The organism is Streptomyces sp. SID14515 (assembly GCF_010548505.1).
Classification (GTDB): domain Bacteria; phylum Actinomycetota; class Actinomycetes; order Streptomycetales; family Streptomycetaceae; genus Streptomyces; species Streptomyces caviscabies.
The window spans coordinates 46,444-66,433 of sequence record NZ_JAAGMH010000028.1 but is presented as its reverse complement, the minus strand read 5'-3'; the positions used below and the strand labels follow the sequence as shown (position 1 = coordinate 66,433).

Genomic DNA, 19,990 nt, shown 5'->3' with positions numbered 1-19,990 from the left:
CCCCGTCGGGAAGGTCTAGGCGGGCTCGCCCGTGGCGTGGTTGTCGAGCGGCTTGACGGTGCCGCCGGTCGCGTGGTTGTCCAGCGGCTTCAGACCGCCGCCGGTCGCGTGGTTGTCCTGCGGCTTGGCTTCCCCGCCGGTGGCGTGGTTGTCGAGCGGCTTGACGACCGGCTTCTTCTTCGCATCGCTCATGGTGTTCTCCAGCTTCCTGAATAGCTGTGCACGGACTCGACGAGCCCGCCCGGCAACTCCCCCGTCGGGTTGCCGGGCGGGTGTCATCTGGCCGTTCAACGTACCTCTACGGCCACAGCCGACCCGTCTGCCCCCCGACGCGACGGAACGACTGGGACCACAGTGTCGGGGAGCGATAAACGAATGATGAACGCTCACCGGCGGCTCATCCCGGCAGTGTTGGCACCAGCAACTTGCGTACGGCCTCGATCTCCGCCGAGCCGAGCGTCTCGTATATGTCCAGCGCCTCGCGCCAGCACACCTGGGCCCGGCCCGGCTGCCCGATCTCGCTCAGCGCCCGGCCCAGCACGGTGAGGACGTTGCCGCGCCGCCACTCGCCGCCGATGCCGCGCAGGATCGCCAGAGCCTGTTCGGACTTGGTCGCCGCCTGCGCCGGAAGGCCGGCCGCCAGGTCCACCTCCGCGAGACGGAACGTGGCCATACCCTCCCAGAGGCGCTGCCTGCTGTCCCGGAACACCGCCAGTGCGTCGTGGAGTTGCTCCGTCGCATCGGCGAACCGGCCGCTCTGCGTGAGAGCCAGGCCGAGAGCGTAGCGGCCGTTCGCGCCGCGCAGCGCGTGGCCCAGCTCGTCGTAGATGTCTATGCCCTGCTGGGCCAGGGCCACCGCGCTCGTGGTGTTCCCCATCGCCAGGTGGATGCGGGAGAGGTTGCACAGGGCGCTCGCCTCACCCGGGCGGTTGCCGTCGGCCCGGAAGTTGGCGATGGCCTGCTCCAGGTACGCCTCGCCCTCCGCGTGGCGGTTCTGGTACAGCGCGATGATGCCGAGGTCGTTCGGAGCCCAGCAGCTCGGCAGCGGGTCGTCCACGGCGCGGGCGAGCCGCATGGCGCGCTGCGCGTCCCGCTCCGCCTGGTCGAAACGGCCCGCCACCAGCCGGGCGTTGGTGAGGGTGATCAGCGCCCGCCCCTCGGCCCGCGCGTCGTCGCTGGACTGCGCCAGATCGCGCATCGTGATCGCCGCGGCCTCGTACTGCTTGGAGTTCGCGCCCGACTCCGCGAGGTCCTTGGTGGCCCAGAGCAGATCGACCGCCCGGCGCACCGCGCCGGCCCCCGACGACTGACGTACGCAGGCGAGCAGGGAGTTGGCCTCCGTGTAGAGCCAGTCCTGGGCGCTGTGCCGGTCGGCGAACGTCAGCCCGCTGTACTGCGTGGGCTCCCGGTGATCGGCCAGCCGGTCCCCCGGCCGCTCCAGCGCGTACACCCCCGCCGCCGTCGCCAGATAGAAGTCCAGCAGCCGCGACAGCGCCAGCTCCTTCTCCACCGGCGGCTGTTCGTCGCGTTCCGCGCACGCACGCGCGTAGAGGCGCACCAAGTCGTGGTAGCGGTAGCGGCCAGGCGCGGCGGACTCCACCAGGCTCGTGTCGACCAGGGCCTCCAGGAGGTCCTCCGCCACGTGCGGGTCCAGATTCAGCAGGGCGGCCGCCGCGGCGAGGGAGATGTCCGGGCCGTCCGCGAGGCCCAGGAGGCGGAAGGCGCGGGCCTGGGCCGGTTCCAGCTGGCCGTAGCCGAGTTCGAACGTGGCCTTCACCGCGAGGTCGCCCGCCTGGAGCTCGTCCAGTCGGCGGCGCTCGTCCGCGAGTTTGGCGGCGAGGACCGACACGGTCCAGGTGCGGCGGGCCGCGAGGCGGGAGGCCGCGATGCGGATCGCCAGGGGCAGGAAGCCGCACGCGGCCACCACGTCCAGCGCCGCCTCGCGCTCCGCGCCGACCCGCTCCGCGCCCACGATCCGGGTGAAGAGCTGCAACGCCTCCTCGGGCGACATCACGTCCAGGTCCACCAGATGCGCCCCGGCCAGGTCCACCATCCGCACCCGGCTCGTCACCAGGGCCGCGCAGCCCGGCGTACCGGGCAGCAACGGGCGGATCTGGGCGGCGTCATGGGCGTTGTCGAGGAGGATCAGGACGCGGCGGCCGTCCAGCGTCGAGCGGTACAGCGCGGCCCGCTCGTCCAGGGTGTCCGGAATCGCCGAGTCCGCCGTGCCGAGCGCCCGCAGGAACGCCCCGAGCACCGTCTCCGGCTCCGCCGCCCTCGCCCCCGCGCCCTGGAGGTCGACGTAGAGCTGCCCGTCCGGGAAGTGCCGGCGGGCCTGGTGGGCGACGTGCACCGCCAGCGTCGTCTTGCCGACGCCGCCGATCCCGGCCACCGCGGAGACCGCCATCACCGAGCCCTCGGCGGTGGCCAGCCGGCTGCCCAGCTCGGAGACGAACGCGGACCGGCCGGTGAAGTCGGGCACGGTGGCGGGGAGCTGCGCCGGCTTCAGCGGCGCGGGCGCGGGGGCCGGTTCGTCCGCCGGGCGGGCCAGCTCCTCGTCGGCGCGCAGGATCCGCTGCTGGAGCTGGGCCAGTTCGGGGCGCGGGTCGACGCCCAGCTCCTCCGCGAGGAGCCGGCGGGTGTCCGCGTACACCGCGAGGGCCTCGGCCTGCCTGCCGCTGCGGTACAGCGCCACCATCAGCAGCTCACGCAGCCGCTCGCGCAGCGGGTGCGCGGCCGTCAGCGCGGTCAGTTCGGAGACGGCCTCCGCGTGGCAGCCGACCTCCAGGTCCAGGTCCAGCCGCGTCTCGGTGAGCTGGAGCCGCCACTCCTCCAGCCGGGTGCGCTGGTTGTCCGCGTACGGGCCGGGCACGGAGGCCAGCGCCTCGCCGTCCCACAGGCCCAGCACCTTGTTGATCAGGGTGCGCGCCTGGCAGCGGTCCCCGGCCGCCCGCGCCTTCTCGGCCTCGGCCGACAGGTCCTGGGCCAGGGTGAGGTCGAGCGCCGCCCGGTCGGTCCGGATCGCGTAGCCGCCGGACTCGCTCACCAGGGTGTCCTGGCCCAGGATCTTGCGCAGCCGGGAGGCGTACGTACGGATCGTGGCCAGCGCCTGCGAGGGCGGGTCCTCGCCCCAGAACGCGTCGATCAGCTCGCCCGCGGTGGCCGTCCGGCCCTCGCGCAGCAGCAGCGCGGCCAGCAGGGCGCGCTGTTGGGGCGAGCCGGAGGAGAGCAGCTCCGGGCCCCGCCAGGCCCGTACGGGGCCGAGCACGGTGAACCTGAGGGCGTCCGCCGTACCCGGTTTCTCCGGAGCACGCTGCTCCGGTACGCGCACGCGTGGCCCGCTGTCACGGTCCATTGATGCCCCCTGTCCTGCTCGCCTGCCGGTCCCGCTCGTCTGCGGATCCTGCCGGTGGTGCCCGCGCCCGAATGTCCGCCCGTGCGTCTATGTGCGGTGTGCATCCGGATGGCGCGGTACCGCTGGTATCGCGCTCAACAGTCTGCCTTGTCCCGGGCGGACTCGTCAGCAGTGGGTGACGCTCTGCACAAGCCCTCGACAACGATTCGGGAACCGTGCCCCGTGCCGGACCCGGTGCGAATGCCCGCACGCTAGCTGACGGTTCGTCAGATCGGCGCTACCGTGGAACGCATGGAGACCTTCCCGAAGATCATCTCGGTGGACGACCACACGGTGGAGCCCGCTCATGTCTGGCGGGACCGGCTCCCGTCCAGGTACGCGGACTCCGGTCCGCGCGTCGTTCGCGCACCGCTGAAGGAAATGACCTTCATGGGCGGAAAGTTCGCGCCCGTGATGGGTGCGAAGGGCGACGACGGGCCGGTCGGCGACTGGTGGGTGTACGAGGATCTGCACCGCCCGCTCACCCGTCTCGACACCGCCGTCGGCTACGACAGGGACGAGATCAAGCTGGAGATCATCACCTACGAACAGATGCGGCCGGGCTCCTTCTCGGTCCCGGACCGGCTCGCCGACATGGACGTCAACCATGTGCAGTCCGCGCTCTGCTTCCCGACCTTCCCGCGCTTCTGCGGGCAGACGTTCACCGAAGCGAAGGACCGCGAGCTGGGGCTCCTCGGCGTGCGCGCCTACAACGACTGGATGGTGGAGGAGTGGTGCGGCCCCGAGGCGCACGGCCGCCTCATCCCGCTCACCCTCGTCCCGCTGTGGGACGCGGAGCTCGCCGCCGCCGAGGTCCGGCGCAACGCGGCGCGGGGCGTGCGCGCGGTCGCGTTCTCCGAGATACCTCCCCATCTCGGGCTTCCGTCCATACATGCGGACGACTGGGATCCGTTCCTCGCGGCCTGCGACGAGACCGGCACCGTGATCGCCATGCACATCGGCTCCTCGTCGAAGATGCCGTCCACCTCCGCCGACGCCCCGCCCGCCGTCGGCTCCACCATCACCTTCGCCAACTGCTGCTTCTCGATGGTCGACTGGCTGATGAGCGGCAAGTTCGAACGCTTCCCCAACCTGAAGATCATGTATGCGGAGGGGCAGATCGGCTGGATCCCGTACATCCTGGAGCGCGCCGACGTGGTCTGGGAGGAGAACCGGGCCTGGGGCGGCGTCGCCGAGAAGGTCCACCGGCCGCCGTCCGAGCTGTTCGCCGAGCATGTCTACGGCTGCTTCTTCGACGACGCCTTCGGGCTGAAGAACCTCGACGCGATCGGCGTCGGCAACGTCCTGTACGAGACGGACTACCCGCACTCCGACTCCACCTGGCCGCGCTCCCGCGAGGTCGGCGAGGAGCAGATGGGCCACCTGGCTCCGGACGTCGTCGACCGGATCGTCCGGGGCAACGCGATCGAGCTGCTGGGGCTCACGGAGGACGGACTCTGGGCGGGGGCGTAGCGCGTGGGGGAGTGACGCCGGGGGCGGGTGCGCGTCGCGTACGGGGGCGGGTCGCCGCGTGCGTGCATGCGTACGCACTGGGAGGGGCCGCCGCCCCTCCCCGTACGCGCCGGACCGGTCAGGCCTTCGCCACCGGCTCCTGGAGCTCGGTCACCCACGCGCTCCGGTCCGCCGGGCACTCCAGGTTCACCTCGCGGGTGTGGCCCGTGGAGCGGTAGCCGTTGGCGTCCAGCCAGCGGGCCAGGGTGTGGGCCGTCGGCAGTACGTCGTCCATCGCGCCCCGGTGCACGATCGTCGCCGCCTCGAACGGCGGCAGCTCCACCACCCGTACCTCCGTGTCCCCGACCGCGCCCGCCGGGGCCGACACCGTCACCCCGGCGTGCACCGTGATCGCGCCGCCGCCCCCGGGGGCGTCCTCGTACCGGGCGATCCCGGGGCCGGTGGGCCGGAGGCCGGCGCCCTCCAGGAGCGGGAGGAGCCGCTCGTACAGCGGGCCGATCACCGGCCCGATGTCCTCCGGCTGGAAACTCGCGGCGGTCCCGGTCAGCTCGGCCACCCGGACCGCCGGAACGGTCTTGATCACAACATCGTCGACAGGCATGCGCCCCTCGCTCTCGATCGACCGGAGCCTCGCCTCGACCCGGGCCAGCCGCGCCGACGCGGCCGCCACCGCCTCCGCCAGCTCGGCCCGGCGCAGCCGCAGCATTCCGCGCAGCTCCTCCGGGCCCACCTGCTCGTCCAGGACGGCCCCCACCTGCTGGAGCGTGAAGCCGAGGTCCTTGAGTGCGATGATCCGGTTGAGCCGGGCGAGCTGGGCCGCGCCGTAGCGGCGGTAGCCGGTGACGGGGTCGGTGCGGTCGGGGTGCGGCAGTCCGATGGCGTCGTAGTGACGCAGCATCCGGGGCGACACCCGGCCGTACCTGGCGAAGTCTCCGATGGTGAACATGATGGCTCCACTGCACCCCTTCACACGGGGTCAAGGTCAAGCGGTACCGGGTTGCGGGCGTATACAGGCAGGAGCCCCGTTCCTCCGCCGAAGCGGGGGAGCGGGGCTCCTTGGGTACTGCTATGTACGGCCGCGATCGACCGACCCGGGCAACTAGGCCGGGGTGACGTTCTCAGCCTGCGGACCCTTGGGTCCCTGAGTGACGTCGAAGTTCACGACCTGGTTCTCCTCGAGGGAGCGGAACCCGGACGCGTTGATCGCGGAGTAGTGAACGAAGACATCCGGGCCGCCGCCGTCCTGGGCGATGAAGCCGAAGCCCTTTTCAGCGTTGAACCACTTGACGGTTCCGGTAGCCATAAGCCCTCCTTGGGCCAAAGGGTTGCCCTGCTCCAGAACCTGCAAACAAGTCTGAAAACTACAAAAGCCTGCGGGTTACATGCTCCGCAGGCTCTGTACTGCAAGGGAAACCAAACTGCAACTTGCGGGCGAGCCTAGCACGCAGTCTCTGGAGAGCGGTAGAGGGAAAGATCACTTCACCCGAATGTTTGACTGCCCCCGTCGGGCGTCCGGAGGAAGGCCGCACGGGAGCCTCCCGCAGGGGGTGCGGAGCGGGGTACGGGCGGGGGTGCGGGACGGGGCGCGCGGGCCCCGGTGGTGCTCGTGGCCGGATGCGGGTCTAGCCTCGCGATGTGGACAATTCAACCGTCTCCCCCCGTGAAGGCGACGACGACCGTCGCAGCCGGCCCCGCGTCGGCCACATCCAGTTCCTGAACTGCCTCCCGCTGTACTGGGGCCTGGCCCGGACGGGAACCCTGCTCGACCTGGAGCTCTCCAAGGACACCCCGGAGCGGCTCAGCGAGCAGCTGATCAGGGGGGATCTGGACATCGGCCCGGTCACCCTCGTGGAGTACCTGCGCAACGCCGACGACCTGGTGGCCTTCCCCGACATCGCGGTCGGCTGCGACGGGCCCGTGATGTCCTGCGTGATCGTCTCCCAGCTTCCGCTGGAGCAGCTCGACCGGGCCCGGGTGGCGCTCGGCTCGACCTCCCGCACCTCGGTGCGGCTGGCCCAGCTGCTGCTGGCCGAGCGCTACGGCGTCCGGCCCGACTACTACACCTGCCCGCCCGACCTGGGCCTGATGATGCAGGAGGCGGACGCCGCCGTGCTGATCGGCGACGCCGCGCTGCGCGCCAACCTGCACGACGCCCCCCGGCTCGGGCTCCAGGTCCACGACCTGGGCCAGATGTGGAAGGAGTGGACGGGGCTGCCGTTCGTCTTCGCCGTCTGGGCGGCCCGCAAGGACTTCCTGGCCGCGCACCCCGAGACGGCCGCCAAGGTCCACGAGGCGTTCCTGGCCTCCCGGGACCTCTCCCTGGAGGAGGTCACCAAGGTCGCCGAGCAGGCCGCCCGCTGGGAGGCCTTCGACGCGAAGGTGCTGGAGCAGTACTTCACGACGCTCGACTTCCGCTTCGGCCCGGACCAGCTGGCCGGCGTCCGAGAGTTCGCCCGCCGGACGGGCCAGGACACCGGCTACCCGGCCGACGTCCGGGTGGAGCTGCTCGGCGGCTGAGCCGAGGCCCGGGAAAGGGCGGGAATTCCCTTTCCCGTTCCTGGGCAGGGAATTGGCGGCGGGGCGTCGGAACAACACATTCGCGCCTTTCCCCGGGGCGAAATGATCCCCTCCCGACCGGAGAGGGGGGAATGGTCCGGCCGTTTCCCGGTGACCGCGCCGGTGGCGCCCCCTAGGCTTCGGTCCGGGTCCGGACCGTCCGCAGGGATTCCGGAGCGCCCACAGGGATTACCGTCCACGGGTTCACCGTCCGCAGGGTTCACAGGGGGAGTCCATATGCAGCCGCTGGAAGCGGGCGAACCGCACACCATCGGTGCCTACCGGCTGCTCGGCAGGCTCGGCGCGGGCGGCATGGGCCGGGTCTATCTGGGGCGCAGCGCCGGCGGCCGTACGGTCGCGGTCAAGGTCGTCCACCCCCACTTCGCCCTCGACGAGCAGTTCCGCGCCCGGTTCCGGCGCGAGGTGGACTCCGCCCGGCGCATCGGCGCCCAGTGGACGGCCCCGGTCCTGGACGCCGACCCGGACGCCCCGGTGCCGTGGGTGGCGACCGGGTACGTCGCCGGGCCGCCGCTCTCCCAGGCGATCACCGAGCACGGCCCGCTGCCCGAACACGCGGTGCGCACCCTGGGCGCGGGTCTCGCCGAGGCCCTCGCGGTCGTCCACGGCCAGGGCATCGTCCACCGCGACGTGAAGCCGTCCAATGTGCTGCTGGCCCTCGACGGCCCGCGCCTCATCGACTTCGGCATCGCCCGGGCCCTCGGCGCGACCGTCTCGCTCACCTCCACCGGGGTCTCCGTCGGCTCGCCCGGCTACATGGCGCCCGAGCAGATCCGGGGCCGGGACGTCTCCGGCGCGGCCGACGTCTTCTCGCTGGGCGCGGTCCTCGCGTACGCGGCGACGGGCGCGGCCCCCTTCCCCGGCGACTCCTCCGCCGTACTCCTCTACAAGGTGGTCCACGAGGAACCCGAACTGGGCGATCTGGAGGGCGAGCTGCGCGAGGTGGTCGCGGGCTGCCTCGCCAAGGACCCGGCGGCCCGACCCGCCCCGGCCGACCTCGCCCGCGCACTCGCTCCCGACGGGGCGGCGGCGATGGTGGCGGGCGGCTGGCTGCCGGGCCGGCTGGTGCGCGAGGTCAGCCGGTCCGCGGTGGCGCTGCTCGACCTGGAACCGCAGGACGCGCCGGTGCAGTCGGGGCCGGTGCCGTTCAGCAGCGCGTCGCTGGGGGCGGGGCCGCGGCCCTGGGCGGGGGAGGCCGCGCAGGGCCGGGCCGGGGAGTTCGGCCCGCCCGCTCCGAACCCGCAGGAAGCGCCGTACGGGGCACCGCGTGCGCAGGAAGCCGCGCAGGAAGCGCCGGGCCGGACGGCGCACCCGCAGGAAGCGCCGCGTGAAGCGTCACCGGAAGCGCCGCGTGAAGCGTCACCGGAAGCGCCGCGTGAAGCGTCACCGGAAGCGCCGCGTGAAGCGTCGCAGGATGTGCCGTACCGGACACCGCATCCGCAGGACGACGCGTACGGGACGCCGCATCCGCAGGACGACGCCTACGGGACGCCGCCCCCTCCTCCGCCACCGACGCCTCCGCGCGCGAAGCCCGCCTCCACCGCACCCCCGCCCCCCACGCACGCCGGGACCTACCGGCAGGGCGGCGACGGCACGCACGGCACGCACGGCGCGAGCGGCCTGCCGGGGCAGCGCACCGGCGACCCCCGCCTCTCCCTGACCGTCAGCGCCGAGAACCGGCAGACCACCGGCGAGCGCCGCAGCCGCCGGGTCAGCTGCACCGTCGCCCTGGCCGTGGCGGGCGCGTTCGCAGCCGTCACCCTCGGCACGGGCCTGCTCGACGGCCTCTTCCCGGGCGGCGACGCCGACCGGGACCGGGGCAGCGACGCCGCGGCGACCCCGTCGAGGTCCGCCTCCCCGCCCGCCTCCGGGAAGCCGTCGCCCGCCGAGTCCGACGACGCCGCGAGCGAGGCCCCGGCGGCCGCGCTGCCGAAGGCGTACGTCGGCACCTGGAAGGGGCCGGTCACCGAGAGGACGACCGGTCAGCCGCACGGCACCCTCACCGCCGTCTTCACCGAGGGGAAGCGCGGCGAGCGGGTCGTCCGGATGAGCACGACCATCTCCCAGCTCGGCATCACCGTCACCTGCAACAGCGTCGGCACCCTCGCCTCCGGCACCGCGAAAGAGCTGAACATCCGCGAGGCCACCGACCCGGACCGCCCCAGCACGCCCGGCCTCTGCACCACCACCGAGGCCGACCTGGTCTTCCGCCTCGCCGACGACGGCACCCTGGACTACCGCTCGAAGGAACGCGCCGCGGGTCTCCCGTACGGAAAGCTCACCAGGTCCGGCGGCTGACGGCGCACCGGGCTGGCGTACGCTGGATCGGTCCGTGGATCCTCAAAAAACCGCCGAAAGGTGACAGCCCGGTGACCGAGAAGGCCGACCTTCAGCCCGTCCTCGACCGAGCCGCCGAAGGCGGTCGGATCACCCCGGAGGAGGCGCTCGACCTCTACCGGTCCGCGCCGCTGCACGCCCTGGGCGCCGCCGCCGACGCCGTACGCCGCCGCCGCTACGCCGGTACGGAGCACATCGCGACGTACATCATCGAGCGCAACATCAACTACACCAACGTGTGCGTGACGGCCTGCAAGTTCTGCGCCTTCTACGCCCCGCCCAAGGCCACCGACAAGGGCTGGACCCGCGACCTCGACGACATCCTGCGCCGCTGCGCGGAGACCGTGGAGCTGGGCGGCACCCAGATCATGTTCCAGGGCGGACACCACCCGGACTTCGGCGTGGAGTACTACGAGGAGCACTTCTCCGCGATCAAGAAGGCGTTCCCGCAGCTGGTCATCCACTCGCTCGGCGCCTCCGAGATCGAGCACATGGCCCGGATCTCGAAGGTCTCCGCCGAGGAGGCCATCAGCCGGATCCACGCCGCCGGGCTCGACTCCTTCGCCGGAGCGGGCGCCGAACTGCTCCCCGCCCGGCCGCGCACCGCCATCGCCCCGCTCAAGGAGTCCGGCGAGCGCTGGCTGGAGATCATGGAGATCGCGCACGGCCTCGGCGTCGAGTCGACCTCCACCATGCTGATGGGCACCGGCGAGACCAACGCCGAGCGCATCGAGCACCTGAAGATGATCCGGGACGTCCAGGACCGCACCGGCGGCTTCCGCGCCTTCATCCCGTACACCTACCAGCCGGAGAACAACAAGCTGAAGGGCCAGACGCAGGCCACGCTCTTCGAGTACCTGCGGATGATCGCCATCGCCCGGCTCTTCCTCGACAACGTCGCCCACATCCAGGGCTCCTGGCTGACCACCGGCAAGGAGGTCGGCCAGCTGTCGCTGCACTACGGCGCGGACGACCTCGGCTCGATCATGCTGGAGGAGAACGTCGTCTCCTCGGCCGGGGCCAAGCACCGCTCCAACCGGCTGGAGATCATCGACCTGATCCGCAAGGCCGACCGCGTCCCGGCCCAGCGCGCCACGACGTACGAGCACCTCGTCGTGCACGACGACCCGGCGAACGACCCGGTCGACGAGCGCGTCGTCTCGCACATCTCGTCCACCGCGATCGAGGGCGGCACGGCCCACCCGGAGCTGAAGCTCCTCAACGCCAACTGACGTCCCTGTGCTGACGATTCACGCCGCGCCCCTGGTGCTGCCGGTGGGCGCGGCGGCCGTCGCGGACGGTGCGGTCGCGGTGGACGGCGACCGGATCGCGGCCCTCGGCCCGTACGAGGAGGTCGCCGCCGCCTGCCCGGCCGCCCGGGTCCGCCGCTGGCCCGGGCTCCTCACGCCCGGACTGCGCCAGGACCGGGCCCGGGAACTGCTCACCCGCTGCTACCACCCGGACCCGCGCGAGGCCGACGAGCTGGGCGAACTCCCGCTGTGGGGCGAGGCGTTCGAGCGGATCGCGGCGACGGCGGACGCGACCCGGCGGGCCGGCAGCGTCCGGCGCGGGCTCCAGCGGATGCTGCGGCACGGAACGACGCATGTGGCGGGCCCCTTCGGCGCGGACGACCCGGTGTTGCGCACCGCCGTCGCCCGGTCGGGTCTGGTCGTCCGGGTCGCGCCGTCGCCCGTTCCGGTACGCGAGGAGTCCGGGGAGCCTTTGCCCGTACGCGAAGGGGTGCCGGACCTGGACCCCTTCGCGGCGGGCGGCGATCTGGCCCGTACGGCACACGGCCCGCTGACCGTGGGCGGGCGCGCTGACCTCGCGGTCTTCGACGTGCCCGACGAGGCGGCGCTGTACGGGGGCGGACCCCGGCCCTGCGTGGCGACCGTGCTCGCGGGCCGGCTCGTGCACCGCGCCCGCTGAGGCCCACTCCATGGCCCGAGGTCAGGGCACCTTCGGACCGCCCAGGTAGCGTCCTTTCGCGTCGTAGGGCCAGGCGTTGGCGACGCAGCCCTTCAGCCCGTCGATCTGCTGCATCATCGCGGGCGCGGGGCGGCCCTTCCCCGGGCAGGTCTCGTGGCCGCGCCCCAGCCAGTGGCCGACCTCGTGGTTGATGATCAGCGCCCGGTACTCCGAGACGGGCCCGTCGAACTGCGGCGAGCCGAGCTGCCAGCGCTTGAGGTTGACCATCACCTTCTCGCCGCCGCGGCAGTTGACCTCGCCGCGCGTCCTGAGGCCGTACGCGCCGCAGATCCGGTCCGTGGTCGCCGGGGTGGCGATCTTGATCACCAGCCCGGCCGGCCCGTCGGCGACCTGGCGGAACGAGCGTTCGCCGCCGTGGCTCCAGCCGCGCGGATCGGCGAGGACGGCGGCGATGTCGGCGGCGGCCCGGTCCGGGTCGACGCCGATGCCGTCCTCCACCTCGACCCGGTAGGCGCTGCCCTCGCCCTTCGCCGTGACGCCCGCACGGGCCACGGTGAACGTGCCGGGCCCCGAGGCGGGGATGTCCTCGGCCCGGGGGTCGTCCGACTCCGCGTCCCCCTCCGCGGCGGACGGGGTCGGCGTCGGTGCGGGAGTGGGCGGAGGGGCGTCCTCCAGCGGCTCGGACGCGTTGTCGGGTCCGCCCTCCGGAGCCGTACGCGACGGGGCCGGGGCCGCGTCCGACGGGCCGCCGCCGTCCTGCCAGGGGCGGCCGACGAGGAGCGCCGCGCCCGCCGCCACCGCGAGCGTCAGGACGGCGAGGCCGACCGCCCGGCGCCGGTTGCGCTGCCGACGCCGCACCCGGGTCCGCGCCGCGGACCGGGAACGGGGAGCGGAACGCGAGCCGTCCCGCGAGCCGTCCCGGGAGCCGTCCCGGGAGTCGGTCCTGGAGGCGTCCCGCGAGCCGTCCCGGGAGCCGGTTCTGGAGCCGCTCCGGGAGGCGTCCCGAGAACCGCCCCTCGAACCGCTCCTGGAGCCGCCTCGTGAACCGCTCGCGGTGTGTTCCGAGGTCCGGGGCGGCGGCACGCGCAGCCGGAACGTGTCCTCGTCGCGGTCCGGTTCCCCGTACGCGGGCGGCAGGGTGCCCGTGGGGCGGCGGCGCGTCATGAGGCGGCCCCGCTCCGCGGCACCGGGTTCTCGTCGGCGTACGCGATCAGCTCCCGGAACCGCGGGCTCTGGACGACCCGCACCAGGTCCCCGGCGGTGACGGGGGCGCCGCCGCCCGCCCCGGACGGCGCGGGCGAGACGGACAGCGCCACCGTGCTGCGGCCGGACCGGTAGCGGAGGGAGACCTCCGTGCCCGACCGCCCCGCCGCGGGCCGCCGGTAGGCCTGGGCGGGCGTGCCGTCGTCCAGGGTGAGGCCGTCGCACGTCTGCTCCTTCTCCGGGAGGTCGCGGCAGGCGGGCGCCGCGCTCCCCGGATCCGGGCGCACCTCCAGCCGGACGGAGTGCACGATGCCGCCACGCCGCCCCTGGTAGCTCTGCGCGTCGTCGCCGACCGGCAGGACGGTCCCGACCGACGCGGGCAGCAGGGCGTCCAGCGCCCCGGCCGCCCGATGCCGGAAGTCCTCCAGGCGCTGGGCCTCCTCGGGGCCGAGACCGGGCGGGACCGACAGGGAAGGACCGGGCGGCCCCGGGGGTACGGGCGGCACGGCCGTGGAATCCGTCGGCACGGGGGTGGCGGTGGGGCTCGGCATGTCGGTGGGTTGCTCCGTACGTCGGGGGGACGGGGTGGGCGTGGCGGCGGGCAGGGAGAGGGACGGGCCGGCGGGCGCGGCGGGTTCCGGGTCCGTCCCGGCCGACAGCCAGGGGCCGAGCACGGCGAGGCCCAGGGTCACGGCGGTGACCGCGACGAAGGTGCCCGCGACCGCGAACGCCCGGGTCCTGGCCCGCCGCCGGTGGCCCTCCCGTACGGCGTCGGCGACCAGATCCGGCTGGAGCGACAGCGGGCCGACGGTCCGGCGCAGGGCGTCCCGGAACAGCTCCTCGTCCCGGGCGCGGGGCGACAGGTGCTCGTACGGTTCAGGGGTCATGACCGGCCCTCAGCTTCCGGTGGAGTAGAGCTGGACGTCGCCCATCCGGGCGCGCAGTCGGACGAGCGAACGCGAGCACTGGCTCTTCACCGTGGACTCGCTGCACCGCAGCAGCGAGGCGACGGTCTCCACGCTCAGGTCGTCCCAGTAGCGCAGGACGACCATCGCCCGTGCGCGCGGCGGGAGTTCGGCGAGCAGGGCGAGCAGGGTGACCCGGAGGTCGGCGCCGGGTGCCGGATTGGGCTGCGGGCGGGGCGCGTTGCGGTTGTGGGCGAGCAGATCGCGTACGGTGCGGCGGCGTTCGGCCACGAAGGTGCGCACCAGCACGGTCTTGGCGTAGGCGTCGAGGTTGTCCGCCCGGCTCGCCCTGCGCCAGTGCTGGAACAGCTTGGCGAGCGTCGTCTGCGTCAGGTCCTGCGCGCCCTCGACGTCTCCGCACAGCAGGTAGGCCGTCCGGTACAGCCGGCGTTGCCCGGTCCGGGCGTACGCCTCGAACGCGGCGCGCTCGCCGTCCGCCATGGCGGGCTCAGCCCCTGCCGGCATCCGCCGTCCCCTCTCTCTCCTCGGCCCCCACCCCTTACAGAGCACCCGTGTGCCGAAAAGGTTGAAGAGCGGTGAAGATCAGTTCGAGGCGCCGTGCGCGCCGGTCCGTACCGGCCCGCGCGCCGGTCCGGGTATCCGTCCTCGTACGCGTCCGTACGCGTCCGTACGCGTCCGTACGCGTCCACGTACCGGTCCGGAGGCGTCTCACTCCCTGGCGGATCCTGGTGCCCGCTCGAAGCGCTGTGCTAGAACAGCGCCCGTGACAGTCGATCGTTTTCTGGTGGAGTGCCTCCACATCGATCTCTGCCGCGTTTCCAGCGCATCCTGTTGATGCCGGCCGCGGCATCCTTCGCGGTGCCCACGTGATGCCTGCGCGCGTCCCCGGTTTCCGCGCCTTCCGCGCTGTCCCCACCTCCGGTCTCCGCCCCTCGCATCGTCGCGCCCCCGGCGCTGCCCGCCCTCGTGTCCCACCGGCCTGTCCCCAGGTCCGGCGACGCTCCATGACTCCGGAGACCCCTTCATGCCGACCACCCCGTCCGTGCGGGAACGGACCGCCGAACCCGCCGGAAGCACAGCACCCGTGACCCCGGGCCGGCCGGTCGCGGACGGCCGCCGCCGCCCCGAACGCGCCGCCCTGCTGCGCCGTATCGGACTGCGGGTCCTCGCGCTCGCCGTCCTGCTCGGCCTCTGGCAGCTGGTGACCGCGCTCCAGCTGTGGTCGCCGGTGCTGGTGCCCTCGCCCGCCGCCGTGTGGCAGGCGCTGCTGGAGACCTCCGGCACACACGACGGCGTCCGGGGCTACCAGGGGCACACCCTGATCGAACACCTCGGGATCAGCCTGCGCCGGATCTTCGTCGGGGCCGGTGCGGGCGTGGCCGCGGGACTCGTGCTCGGCGTCCTCATGGGGACGCTGCCGTGGGTCCGTGTGGTGCTGGAGCCCGCGGTGGCCTTCCTGCGCACCCTGCCCCCGCTCGCCTACTTCAGCCTGCTGATCATCTGGTTCGGCATCGACGAGGCGCCCAAGCTGTGGCTGCTGGCCATCGCGGCGATGCCGCCGGTCGCCGTCGCCACCGCCTCCGCCGTGGCGTCCGCGCCGACCGCCCTGGTCGAGGCGGCCCGCGCGATCGGGGCCCGGCGCGGACAGGTCGTCACCTCCGTGGTCCTGCCCTCCGCGCTGCCCGAGATCCTGATCGGCGTCCGGCTCGCCTTCGGTATCGCGTACTCCTCCGTCGTCGCCGCCGAGACCGTCAACGGACTGCCCGGCATCGGCGGCCTGATCCGTGACGCGCAGCGCTACAACCAGTCCGACACCGTCGTGCTCGGCCTGTTCGCCATCGGCATCTCCGGCCTGCTCATCGACGCGGCCCTGCGCATCCTGTCGGACCGGGTCGCCCCGTGGCGCAGCCACACCTGACCCGCCTCCTCTCTCCGCCCACCCGCTTTCACTCTCGTACGAAGGACACGCACATGCCCCGATCACGCGGCCTGCTCCGCATCACCTCCCTCGCCGCGGCCCTGGGCTCCCTGCTGGTGATGACGGCGTGCGGCCAGGGCGGCTCCGGTGACGGGGGCGACGGCGGCAAGACGATACGCATCGCCTACCAGGCGTTCCCCAGCGGCGATCTGATCGTCAAGGAGAAGGGCTGGCTGGAGAAGGCGCTCCCCGGGTACCAGGTCAAGTGGACCAAGTTCGACTCCGGGGCCAGCATCAACACCGCGTTCGTCGCCGGGTCGGTGGACCTCGCCGCGATCGGCTCCAGCCCGGTGGCCCGGGGGCTCTCCGCGCCGCTGAACATCCCGTACGAGGTCACCTGGGTGCTCGACGTGGCCGGGGACAACGAGGCGCTGGTCGCCCGCGACGGCTCCAAGATCTCCTCGGTGAAGGACCTGGAGGGCAAGAAGGTCGCCACCCCGTTCAGCTCCACCTCGCACTACAGCCTGCTCGCCGCGCTCGACCAGGCCGGGGTGGACGCCTCGAAGGTCCAGCTCCTCGACCTCGAACCGCAGGACATCCTGGCCGCCTGGACGCGCGGCGACATCGACGCCACCTACGTCTGGCTGCCGACGCTGGAAGAGCTGAAGAAGACCGGCGAGGTCATCGTCTCCAGCCGCGAACTCGCCGCCGACGGCAAGCCCACCCTCGACCTCGGGGTCGCCTCCACCAGCTTCCTCAAGGCCCACCCCGACGTGCTGCCCGCCTGGCGCAAGGCCCAGGCCCGGGCGCTCGACCTGATCCACGACGACCCCGACGCCGCGTCGGCGGCCGTCGGCAAGCAGCTCGGCATCAGCCCGGCCGAGGCCGGGACGCAGCTGAAGCAGGGCATCTTCCTCAAGCCCGCCGAGCAGGCCGACGCCAAGTGGCTCGGCGCCCCCGGCAAGGTCGGCGGTCTGGCGGACAACCTCCACAGCGCCGCGCAGTTCCTCGTCGACCAGAAGCAGATCGACGCCGCGCCGAACATCGAGGCCCTGCGCAAGGCCATCCACGTGGAAGGGCTCAGCGATGCCGTCAGCCCCTGACCTCGGCAAGGCACCCGAAGCGGCGGCCGGTACGGACGGCAGGACCGCCCCCGTCGTCTCCGTACGGGAGGTCCGCCACTCCTACGGCCGGGGCGCGGACGCGGTCACCGCCATCGGGCCCCTCTCGCTGGAGATCCCGGCCGGTGAGTTCCTGGTCCTCGTCGGCCCCTCCGGCTGCGGCAAGAGCACCCTGCTGCGGCTGATCGCCGGCTTCGAGCACGCCACCGAGGGCGCGGTGGAGGTGTTCGGCGAGCGCCCCGACCCGGGGAGCCAGGCGGGCATCGTGTTCCAGCAGCCGCGCCTCTTCCCCTGGCGTACGGTCGGCGACAACATCGGCCTGGCGCTGAAGTACGCGGGCGTGCCCCGGGCCGAACGGCCGGAGCGGACCGCGGAGTTGCTGGAGCGGGTCGGCCTCGCGGACACCGCCGGCCGCCGCATCTGGCAGATCTCCGGCGGCCAGCAGCAGCGCGTGGCCATCGCCCGTGCCCTGGCGGGCGGCAAGCGGCTCCTGCTGCTGGACGAGCCGTTCGCCGCGCTCGACGCCCTCACCCGGGAACGGCTCCAGGAGGACCTGCGCACGGTGAGCGCCGAGACCGGGACCACCTCGGTCTTCGTCACCCACAGCGTCGACGAGGCGGTCTTCCTCGGCACCCGCGCGATCGTCCTCACCAACCGCCCCGGCACGGTCGCCCTGGACACCCCGATCGACCTGCCCCGCACCGGCGCCGACCCCGACGAACTGCGCGGACTGCCCGCGTACGCCGCGCTGCGCGCCGAGATCGGCACGGCGGTGCGCAACGCGGCCCGCTGACCCGACCCCGTACACCGAGAGGAGAAGGACCATGACCATCACCACGACGCCCCCCGCCCCCGTCCTGCGCGAGCACCGCATCCCCGCCGACGGCCTCTACGAGGGCCCGCGCGAGCTGCGCCGGGTCCCGGAGGGCTGGACCGACCGCCCGTACGAGCGCTTCCGGCTGGTCCCGCTCGGCCGGGTCATCGGCGCGGAGATCCACGGCGTCGACCTCTCCCGCCCGCTGACGGCGGCCGTGCGCGCCGAGCTGGACCGGGCGCTGCTGGAGTGGAAGGTGCTGTTCTTCCGCGACCAGCACCTCACCTCGCTCCAGCAGCGGGCGTTCGCCGGGCTCTGGGGCGAGCTGGAGACCAACCCGCTGCTCGCCACCGGCGACGACCCCGAGGTCGCCCGCCTCGACCGCACCACCGTGCCCACCTTCGAGAACGTCTGGCACACGGATGTCACCTTCCGCGAGCGCCCCGCCCTCGGGGCGGTCCTCCAGCTGCGCGAGGTGCCGCCGGTGGGCGGCGACACGCTGTGGGCGGACATGGCCGCCGCGTACGACAACCTCGCCCCGGAGGTGAAGGAGCGCATCGAGGGGGCGCGGGCGGTGCACGACTTCATCCCCGGCTTCTCGCGCTTCTATCCGCCGGAGCGGCTGGCGGCGCACCAGGAGGAGTTCCCGCCGGTCGAGCACCCGGTGGTGCGCCGCCACCCGGTCACCGGCCGCCGCACGATCTTCGTCAACGCCTCGTTCACCACCCGGATCGTGGGCTTCGCTCAGGAGGAGAGCGACCGGCTGCTGCGGCTGCTGTTCCAGCAGGCGCACGCCCCGGAGTTTCAGGTGCGGTTCCGCTGGCGCGCGGGCGACGTCGCGTTCTGGGACAACCGGGCCACCCAGCACTACGCGGTCAACGACTACGCCCCGCACCGCCGGGTCGCGGAGCGCGTGGCCATCGCGGGCGACCGCCCTCACTGATCCCGGTGGTGCGGCTGCTTGAATGGAAGGGTGACCCGAGCCTCCCTGGAAAAGCAGCCGCACGAAGTCGCCTCGATGTTCGATGGTGTGGCGGCCAACTACGACCTGACCAACGACGTGATCTCGCTCGGCCAGGCCCGGCTGTGGCGCAAGGCGGTCGCCCAGGCGGTCGACGCCCGCCCCGCGCAGAAGATCCTGGACCTGGCGGCCGGTACGGCGACCTCCTCGCAGCCCTTCGTGAAGGCGGGCGCCTATGTCGTGCCGTGCGACTTCTCGCTCGGCATGCTCAAGGTCGGCAAGGAACGCCACCCGTGGATGCCGTTCACCGCGGGCGACGGCATGCGGCTGCCGTTCAAGGACGAGACGTTCGACACCGTGACGATCTCCTTCGGGCTGCGCAACATCCAGGACACCGATGTCGCGCTGCGCGAGCTGTACCGGGTGACGAAGCCCGGCGGCCGGGTCGTGATCTGCGAGTTCTCCCAGCCGACCTGGACCCCGTTCCGCACGGTCTACACGGAGTACCTGATGCGGGCGATCCCGCCGGCCGCCCGCGCGGTGTCCTCCAACCCGGACGCGTACGTCTACCTCGCCGAGTCCATCCGCGACTGGCCCGACCAGCCCGCCCTCGCCGCACTGCTCCAGAAGGCCGGCTGGTCGAAGGTCGCCTGGCGCAACCTGACCGGCGGCGTGGTGGCCCTGCACCGGGCCACCCGCGCCTGAGTCACCTCCGGGGCCTCACAGCTCCAGCCGGAAGCAGACCGCCTCCTGGCCGCGCGGGGTGTCGTACGACTCCGCGCGCCGCATCCCGAGGCGCTCCGCCACCGCCATCGACCGCCGGTTGCGCGAGTGCACCATCGCGACCACCTCGCCGACCTCCGCCGCCCGCAGCCGCTCCAGCGTGATGCGGGCGGCGGCGGAGGCGTATCCGCGGCCCCACGCCGCACGCCCCAGCCGCCAGCCGATCTCGGTCGCGCCGACCGGCCCGTAGTGCGTGTGCGGCCACGGCTGCGCCCCGGTGAAGCCGAGCACCGCGTCCTCCTCGTCCGTGAGCGTCCACAGGCAGTAGCCGAGCTCCGCGTCGTGCCGGCGCTGGCGCGCGGTGAGCTCCTCGTACACGGAGAAGTCCGCCCGCCGGCCCCCGAAGAACTCCATCACCTCGGGGTCGTCGAAGACCCGGTGCCAGCTCAGGGCGTCCTCGTCCGTCGGAACACGGAGGCGTACGGCGGGGGCCGAAGCATGGGGCGTGGCAGGCGCGATCGACATGAGGGAGCCCTTCGGAGGGTTGGTTCGCAGGCCCCCATAGACTGCACGGGACATGTGCCGCGCGGCACGCGAATTCGAGTCTTCGGGAGATC

At 73.1% G+C, this 19,990-nt stretch carries 18 protein-coding genes; 10 read left to right on the top strand and 8 right to left on the bottom strand.

Features of this window, described 5'->3' with window-relative positions:
* Positions 1–15 precede the first annotated feature (15 nt).
* Together G3I54_RS38870 and G3I54_RS05225 are read right to left on the bottom strand one after the other, a co-directional pair.
* Entirely contained in the window at positions 16–192 is a 177-nt protein-coding gene (locus G3I54_RS38870; protein WP_203685536.1) for a hypothetical protein, read from the bottom strand.
* Positions 193–397: 205 nt separating this feature from the next.
* Entirely contained in the window at positions 398–3,355 is a 2,958-nt protein-coding gene (locus G3I54_RS05225; protein WP_164611592.1) for a BTAD domain-containing putative transcriptional regulator, read from the bottom strand.
* A gap of 291 nt (positions 3,356–3,646) precedes the next feature.
* Here G3I54_RS05225 and G3I54_RS05220 point away from each other — a divergent pair, with 291 nt between their 5' ends.
* On the top strand, positions 3,647–4,867 hold the full coding sequence (locus tag G3I54_RS05220) for an amidohydrolase family protein (protein WP_164611590.1): 1,221 nt from the start codon (positions 3,647–3,649) through the stop codon (positions 4,865–4,867).
* 118 nt (positions 4,868–4,985) lie between these two features.
* Here G3I54_RS05220 and G3I54_RS05215 read toward each other — a convergent pair whose 3' ends face one another.
* Entirely contained in the window at positions 4,986–5,813 is an 828-nt protein-coding gene (locus G3I54_RS05215) for a MerR family transcriptional regulator (protein WP_164611588.1), read from the bottom strand.
* A 153-nt stretch (positions 5,814–5,966) separates the two neighbouring features.
* Positions 5,967–6,170 carry a cold-shock protein gene (locus G3I54_RS05210; RefSeq protein ID WP_003967102.1) on the bottom strand — a complete coding sequence of 68 codons (204 nt, stop codon included), beginning with the start codon at positions 6,168–6,170 and terminating at the stop codon, positions 5,967–5,969.
* 332 nt (positions 6,171–6,502) lie between these two features.
* Between G3I54_RS05210 and G3I54_RS05205 the strand changes: the two genes are divergently transcribed.
* The 4 genes from G3I54_RS05205 (at position 6,503) to G3I54_RS05190 (ending at position 11,707) form a co-directional block, all read left to right on the top strand.
* Positions 6,503–7,384 carry a menaquinone biosynthesis protein gene (locus tag G3I54_RS05205; protein ID WP_030083389.1) on the top strand — a complete coding sequence of 294 codons (882 nt, stop codon included), beginning with the start codon at positions 6,503–6,505 and terminating at the stop codon, positions 7,382–7,384.
* 276 nt (positions 7,385–7,660) lie between these two features.
* Positions 7,661–9,739, top strand: a complete 2,079-nt coding sequence (locus G3I54_RS05200; protein WP_164611586.1) for a serine/threonine-protein kinase — start codon at positions 7,661–7,663, stop codon at positions 9,737–9,739.
* Between the two features lie 71 nt (positions 9,740–9,810).
* Positions 9,811–11,010 carry a cyclic dehypoxanthinyl futalosine synthase gene (mqnC, locus tag G3I54_RS05195; protein ID WP_164611584.1) on the top strand — a complete coding sequence of 400 codons (1,200 nt, stop codon included), beginning with the start codon at positions 9,811–9,813 and terminating at the stop codon, positions 11,008–11,010.
* Positions 11,011–11,017: 7 nt separating this feature from the next.
* Positions 11,018–11,707: a hypothetical protein gene (locus tag G3I54_RS05190; protein WP_164611583.1), complete on the top strand. Its 690-nt coding sequence runs from the start codon at positions 11,018–11,020 to the stop codon at positions 11,705–11,707.
* A 21-nt stretch (positions 11,708–11,728) separates the two neighbouring features.
* On the opposite strand, the gene G3I54_RS05185 is transcribed toward G3I54_RS05190, so the two are convergent.
* Genes G3I54_RS05185 through G3I54_RS05175 form a run of 3 tightly spaced genes read right to left on the bottom strand, consistent with a single transcriptional unit; the run spans position 11,729 to position 14,316 of the window.
* A complete protein-coding gene (locus tag G3I54_RS05185) occupies positions 11,729–12,871 on the bottom strand; it encodes a DUF3152 domain-containing protein (RefSeq protein WP_203685535.1) in 1,143 nt (380 codons plus the stop codon).
* Positions 12,868–13,797: a hypothetical protein gene (locus tag G3I54_RS05180; RefSeq protein WP_164611581.1), complete on the bottom strand. Its 930-nt coding sequence runs from the start codon at positions 13,795–13,797 to the stop codon at positions 12,868–12,870. The genes G3I54_RS05185 and G3I54_RS05180 overlap by 4 nt, the downstream gene beginning before the upstream one ends.
* A 9-nt stretch (positions 13,798–13,806) precedes the next feature.
* The gene (locus G3I54_RS05175; RefSeq protein ID WP_164611612.1) at positions 13,807–14,316 is read right to left on the bottom strand and encodes a SigE family RNA polymerase sigma factor; all 510 of its coding nucleotides are present in this window, start codon (positions 14,314–14,316) and stop codon (positions 13,807–13,809) included.
* A gap of 544 nt (positions 14,317–14,860) precedes the next feature.
* On the opposite strand from G3I54_RS05175, the gene G3I54_RS05170 reads away from it, so the two are divergent.
* From G3I54_RS05170 to G3I54_RS05150, 5 genes are read left to right on the top strand one after another with little or no spacing between them, the layout of a single operon-like run.
* Positions 14,861–15,754: an ABC transporter permease gene (locus G3I54_RS05170; RefSeq protein WP_164611579.1), complete on the top strand. Its 894-nt coding sequence runs from the start codon at positions 14,861–14,863 to the stop codon at positions 15,752–15,754.
* 53 nt (positions 15,755–15,807) lie between these two features.
* Complete coding sequence (locus G3I54_RS05165) at positions 15,808–16,857, top strand: ABC transporter substrate-binding protein (protein WP_164611577.1); 1,050 nt, start codon at positions 15,808–15,810, stop codon at positions 16,855–16,857.
* Positions 16,841–17,668 carry an ABC transporter ATP-binding protein gene (locus G3I54_RS05160; protein ID WP_164611575.1) on the top strand — a complete coding sequence of 276 codons (828 nt, stop codon included), beginning with the start codon at positions 16,841–16,843 and terminating at the stop codon, positions 17,666–17,668. The genes G3I54_RS05165 and G3I54_RS05160 overlap by 17 nt, the downstream gene beginning before the upstream one ends.
* A gap of 31 nt (positions 17,669–17,699) precedes the next feature.
* Positions 17,700–18,632, top strand: coding sequence for a TauD/TfdA family dioxygenase (locus tag G3I54_RS05155; protein ID WP_164611573.1), 933 nt, complete (start codon positions 17,700–17,702; stop codon positions 18,630–18,632).
* A gap of 30 nt (positions 18,633–18,662) precedes the next feature.
* Positions 18,663–19,355: a demethylmenaquinone methyltransferase gene (locus G3I54_RS05150; RefSeq protein WP_164611572.1), complete on the top strand. Its 693-nt coding sequence runs from the start codon at positions 18,663–18,665 to the stop codon at positions 19,353–19,355.
* Positions 19,356–19,370: 15 nt separating this feature from the next.
* Here G3I54_RS05150 and G3I54_RS05145 read toward each other — a convergent pair whose 3' ends face one another.
* Entirely contained in the window at positions 19,371–19,898 is a 528-nt protein-coding gene (locus G3I54_RS05145) for a GNAT family N-acetyltransferase (protein ID WP_164611570.1), read from the bottom strand.
* Between the last annotated feature and the right edge of the window lie 92 nt (positions 19,899–19,990).

Coding starts and splice junctions, on each gene's coding strand:
- G3I54_RS38870 (WP_203685536.1), bottom strand. CDS start 192: ATGAGCGATGCGAAGAAGAAGCCGGTCGTCAAGCCGCTCGACAACCAC.
- G3I54_RS05225 (WP_164611592.1), bottom strand. CDS start 3,355: ATGGACCGTGACAGCGGGCCACGCGTGCGCGTACCGGAGCAGCGTGCT.
- G3I54_RS05220 (WP_164611590.1), top strand. CDS start 3,647: ATGGAGACCTTCCCGAAGATCATCTCGGTGGACGACCACACGGTGGAG.
- G3I54_RS05215 (WP_164611588.1), bottom strand. CDS start 5,813: ATGTTCACCATCGGAGACTTCGCCAGGTACGGCCGGGTGTCGCCCCGG.
- G3I54_RS05210 (WP_003967102.1), bottom strand. CDS start 6,170: ATGGCTACCGGAACCGTCAAGTGGTTCAACGCTGAAAAGGGCTTCGGC.
- G3I54_RS05200 (WP_164611586.1), top strand. CDS start 7,661: ATGCAGCCGCTGGAAGCGGGCGAACCGCACACCATCGGTGCCTACCGG.
- G3I54_RS05185 (WP_203685535.1), bottom strand. CDS start 12,871: ATGACGCGCCGCCGCCCCACGGGCACCCTGCCGCCCGCGTACGGGGAA.
- G3I54_RS05180 (WP_164611581.1), bottom strand. CDS start 13,797: ATGACCCCTGAACCGTACGAGCACCTGTCGCCCCGCGCCCGGGACGAG.
- G3I54_RS05175 (WP_164611612.1), bottom strand. CDS start 14,316: ATGGCGGACGGCGAGCGCGCCGCGTTCGAGGCGTACGCCCGGACCGGG.
- G3I54_RS05170 (WP_164611579.1), top strand. CDS start 14,861: ATGCCGACCACCCCGTCCGTGCGGGAACGGACCGCCGAACCCGCCGGA.
- G3I54_RS05165 (WP_164611577.1), top strand. CDS start 15,808: ATGCCCCGATCACGCGGCCTGCTCCGCATCACCTCCCTCGCCGCGGCC.
- G3I54_RS05160 (WP_164611575.1), top strand. CDS start 16,841: ATGCCGTCAGCCCCTGACCTCGGCAAGGCACCCGAAGCGGCGGCCGGT.
- G3I54_RS05155 (WP_164611573.1), top strand. CDS start 17,700: ATGACCATCACCACGACGCCCCCCGCCCCCGTCCTGCGCGAGCACCGC.
- G3I54_RS05145 (WP_164611570.1), bottom strand. CDS start 19,898: ATGTCGATCGCGCCTGCCACGCCCCATGCTTCGGCCCCCGCCGTACGC.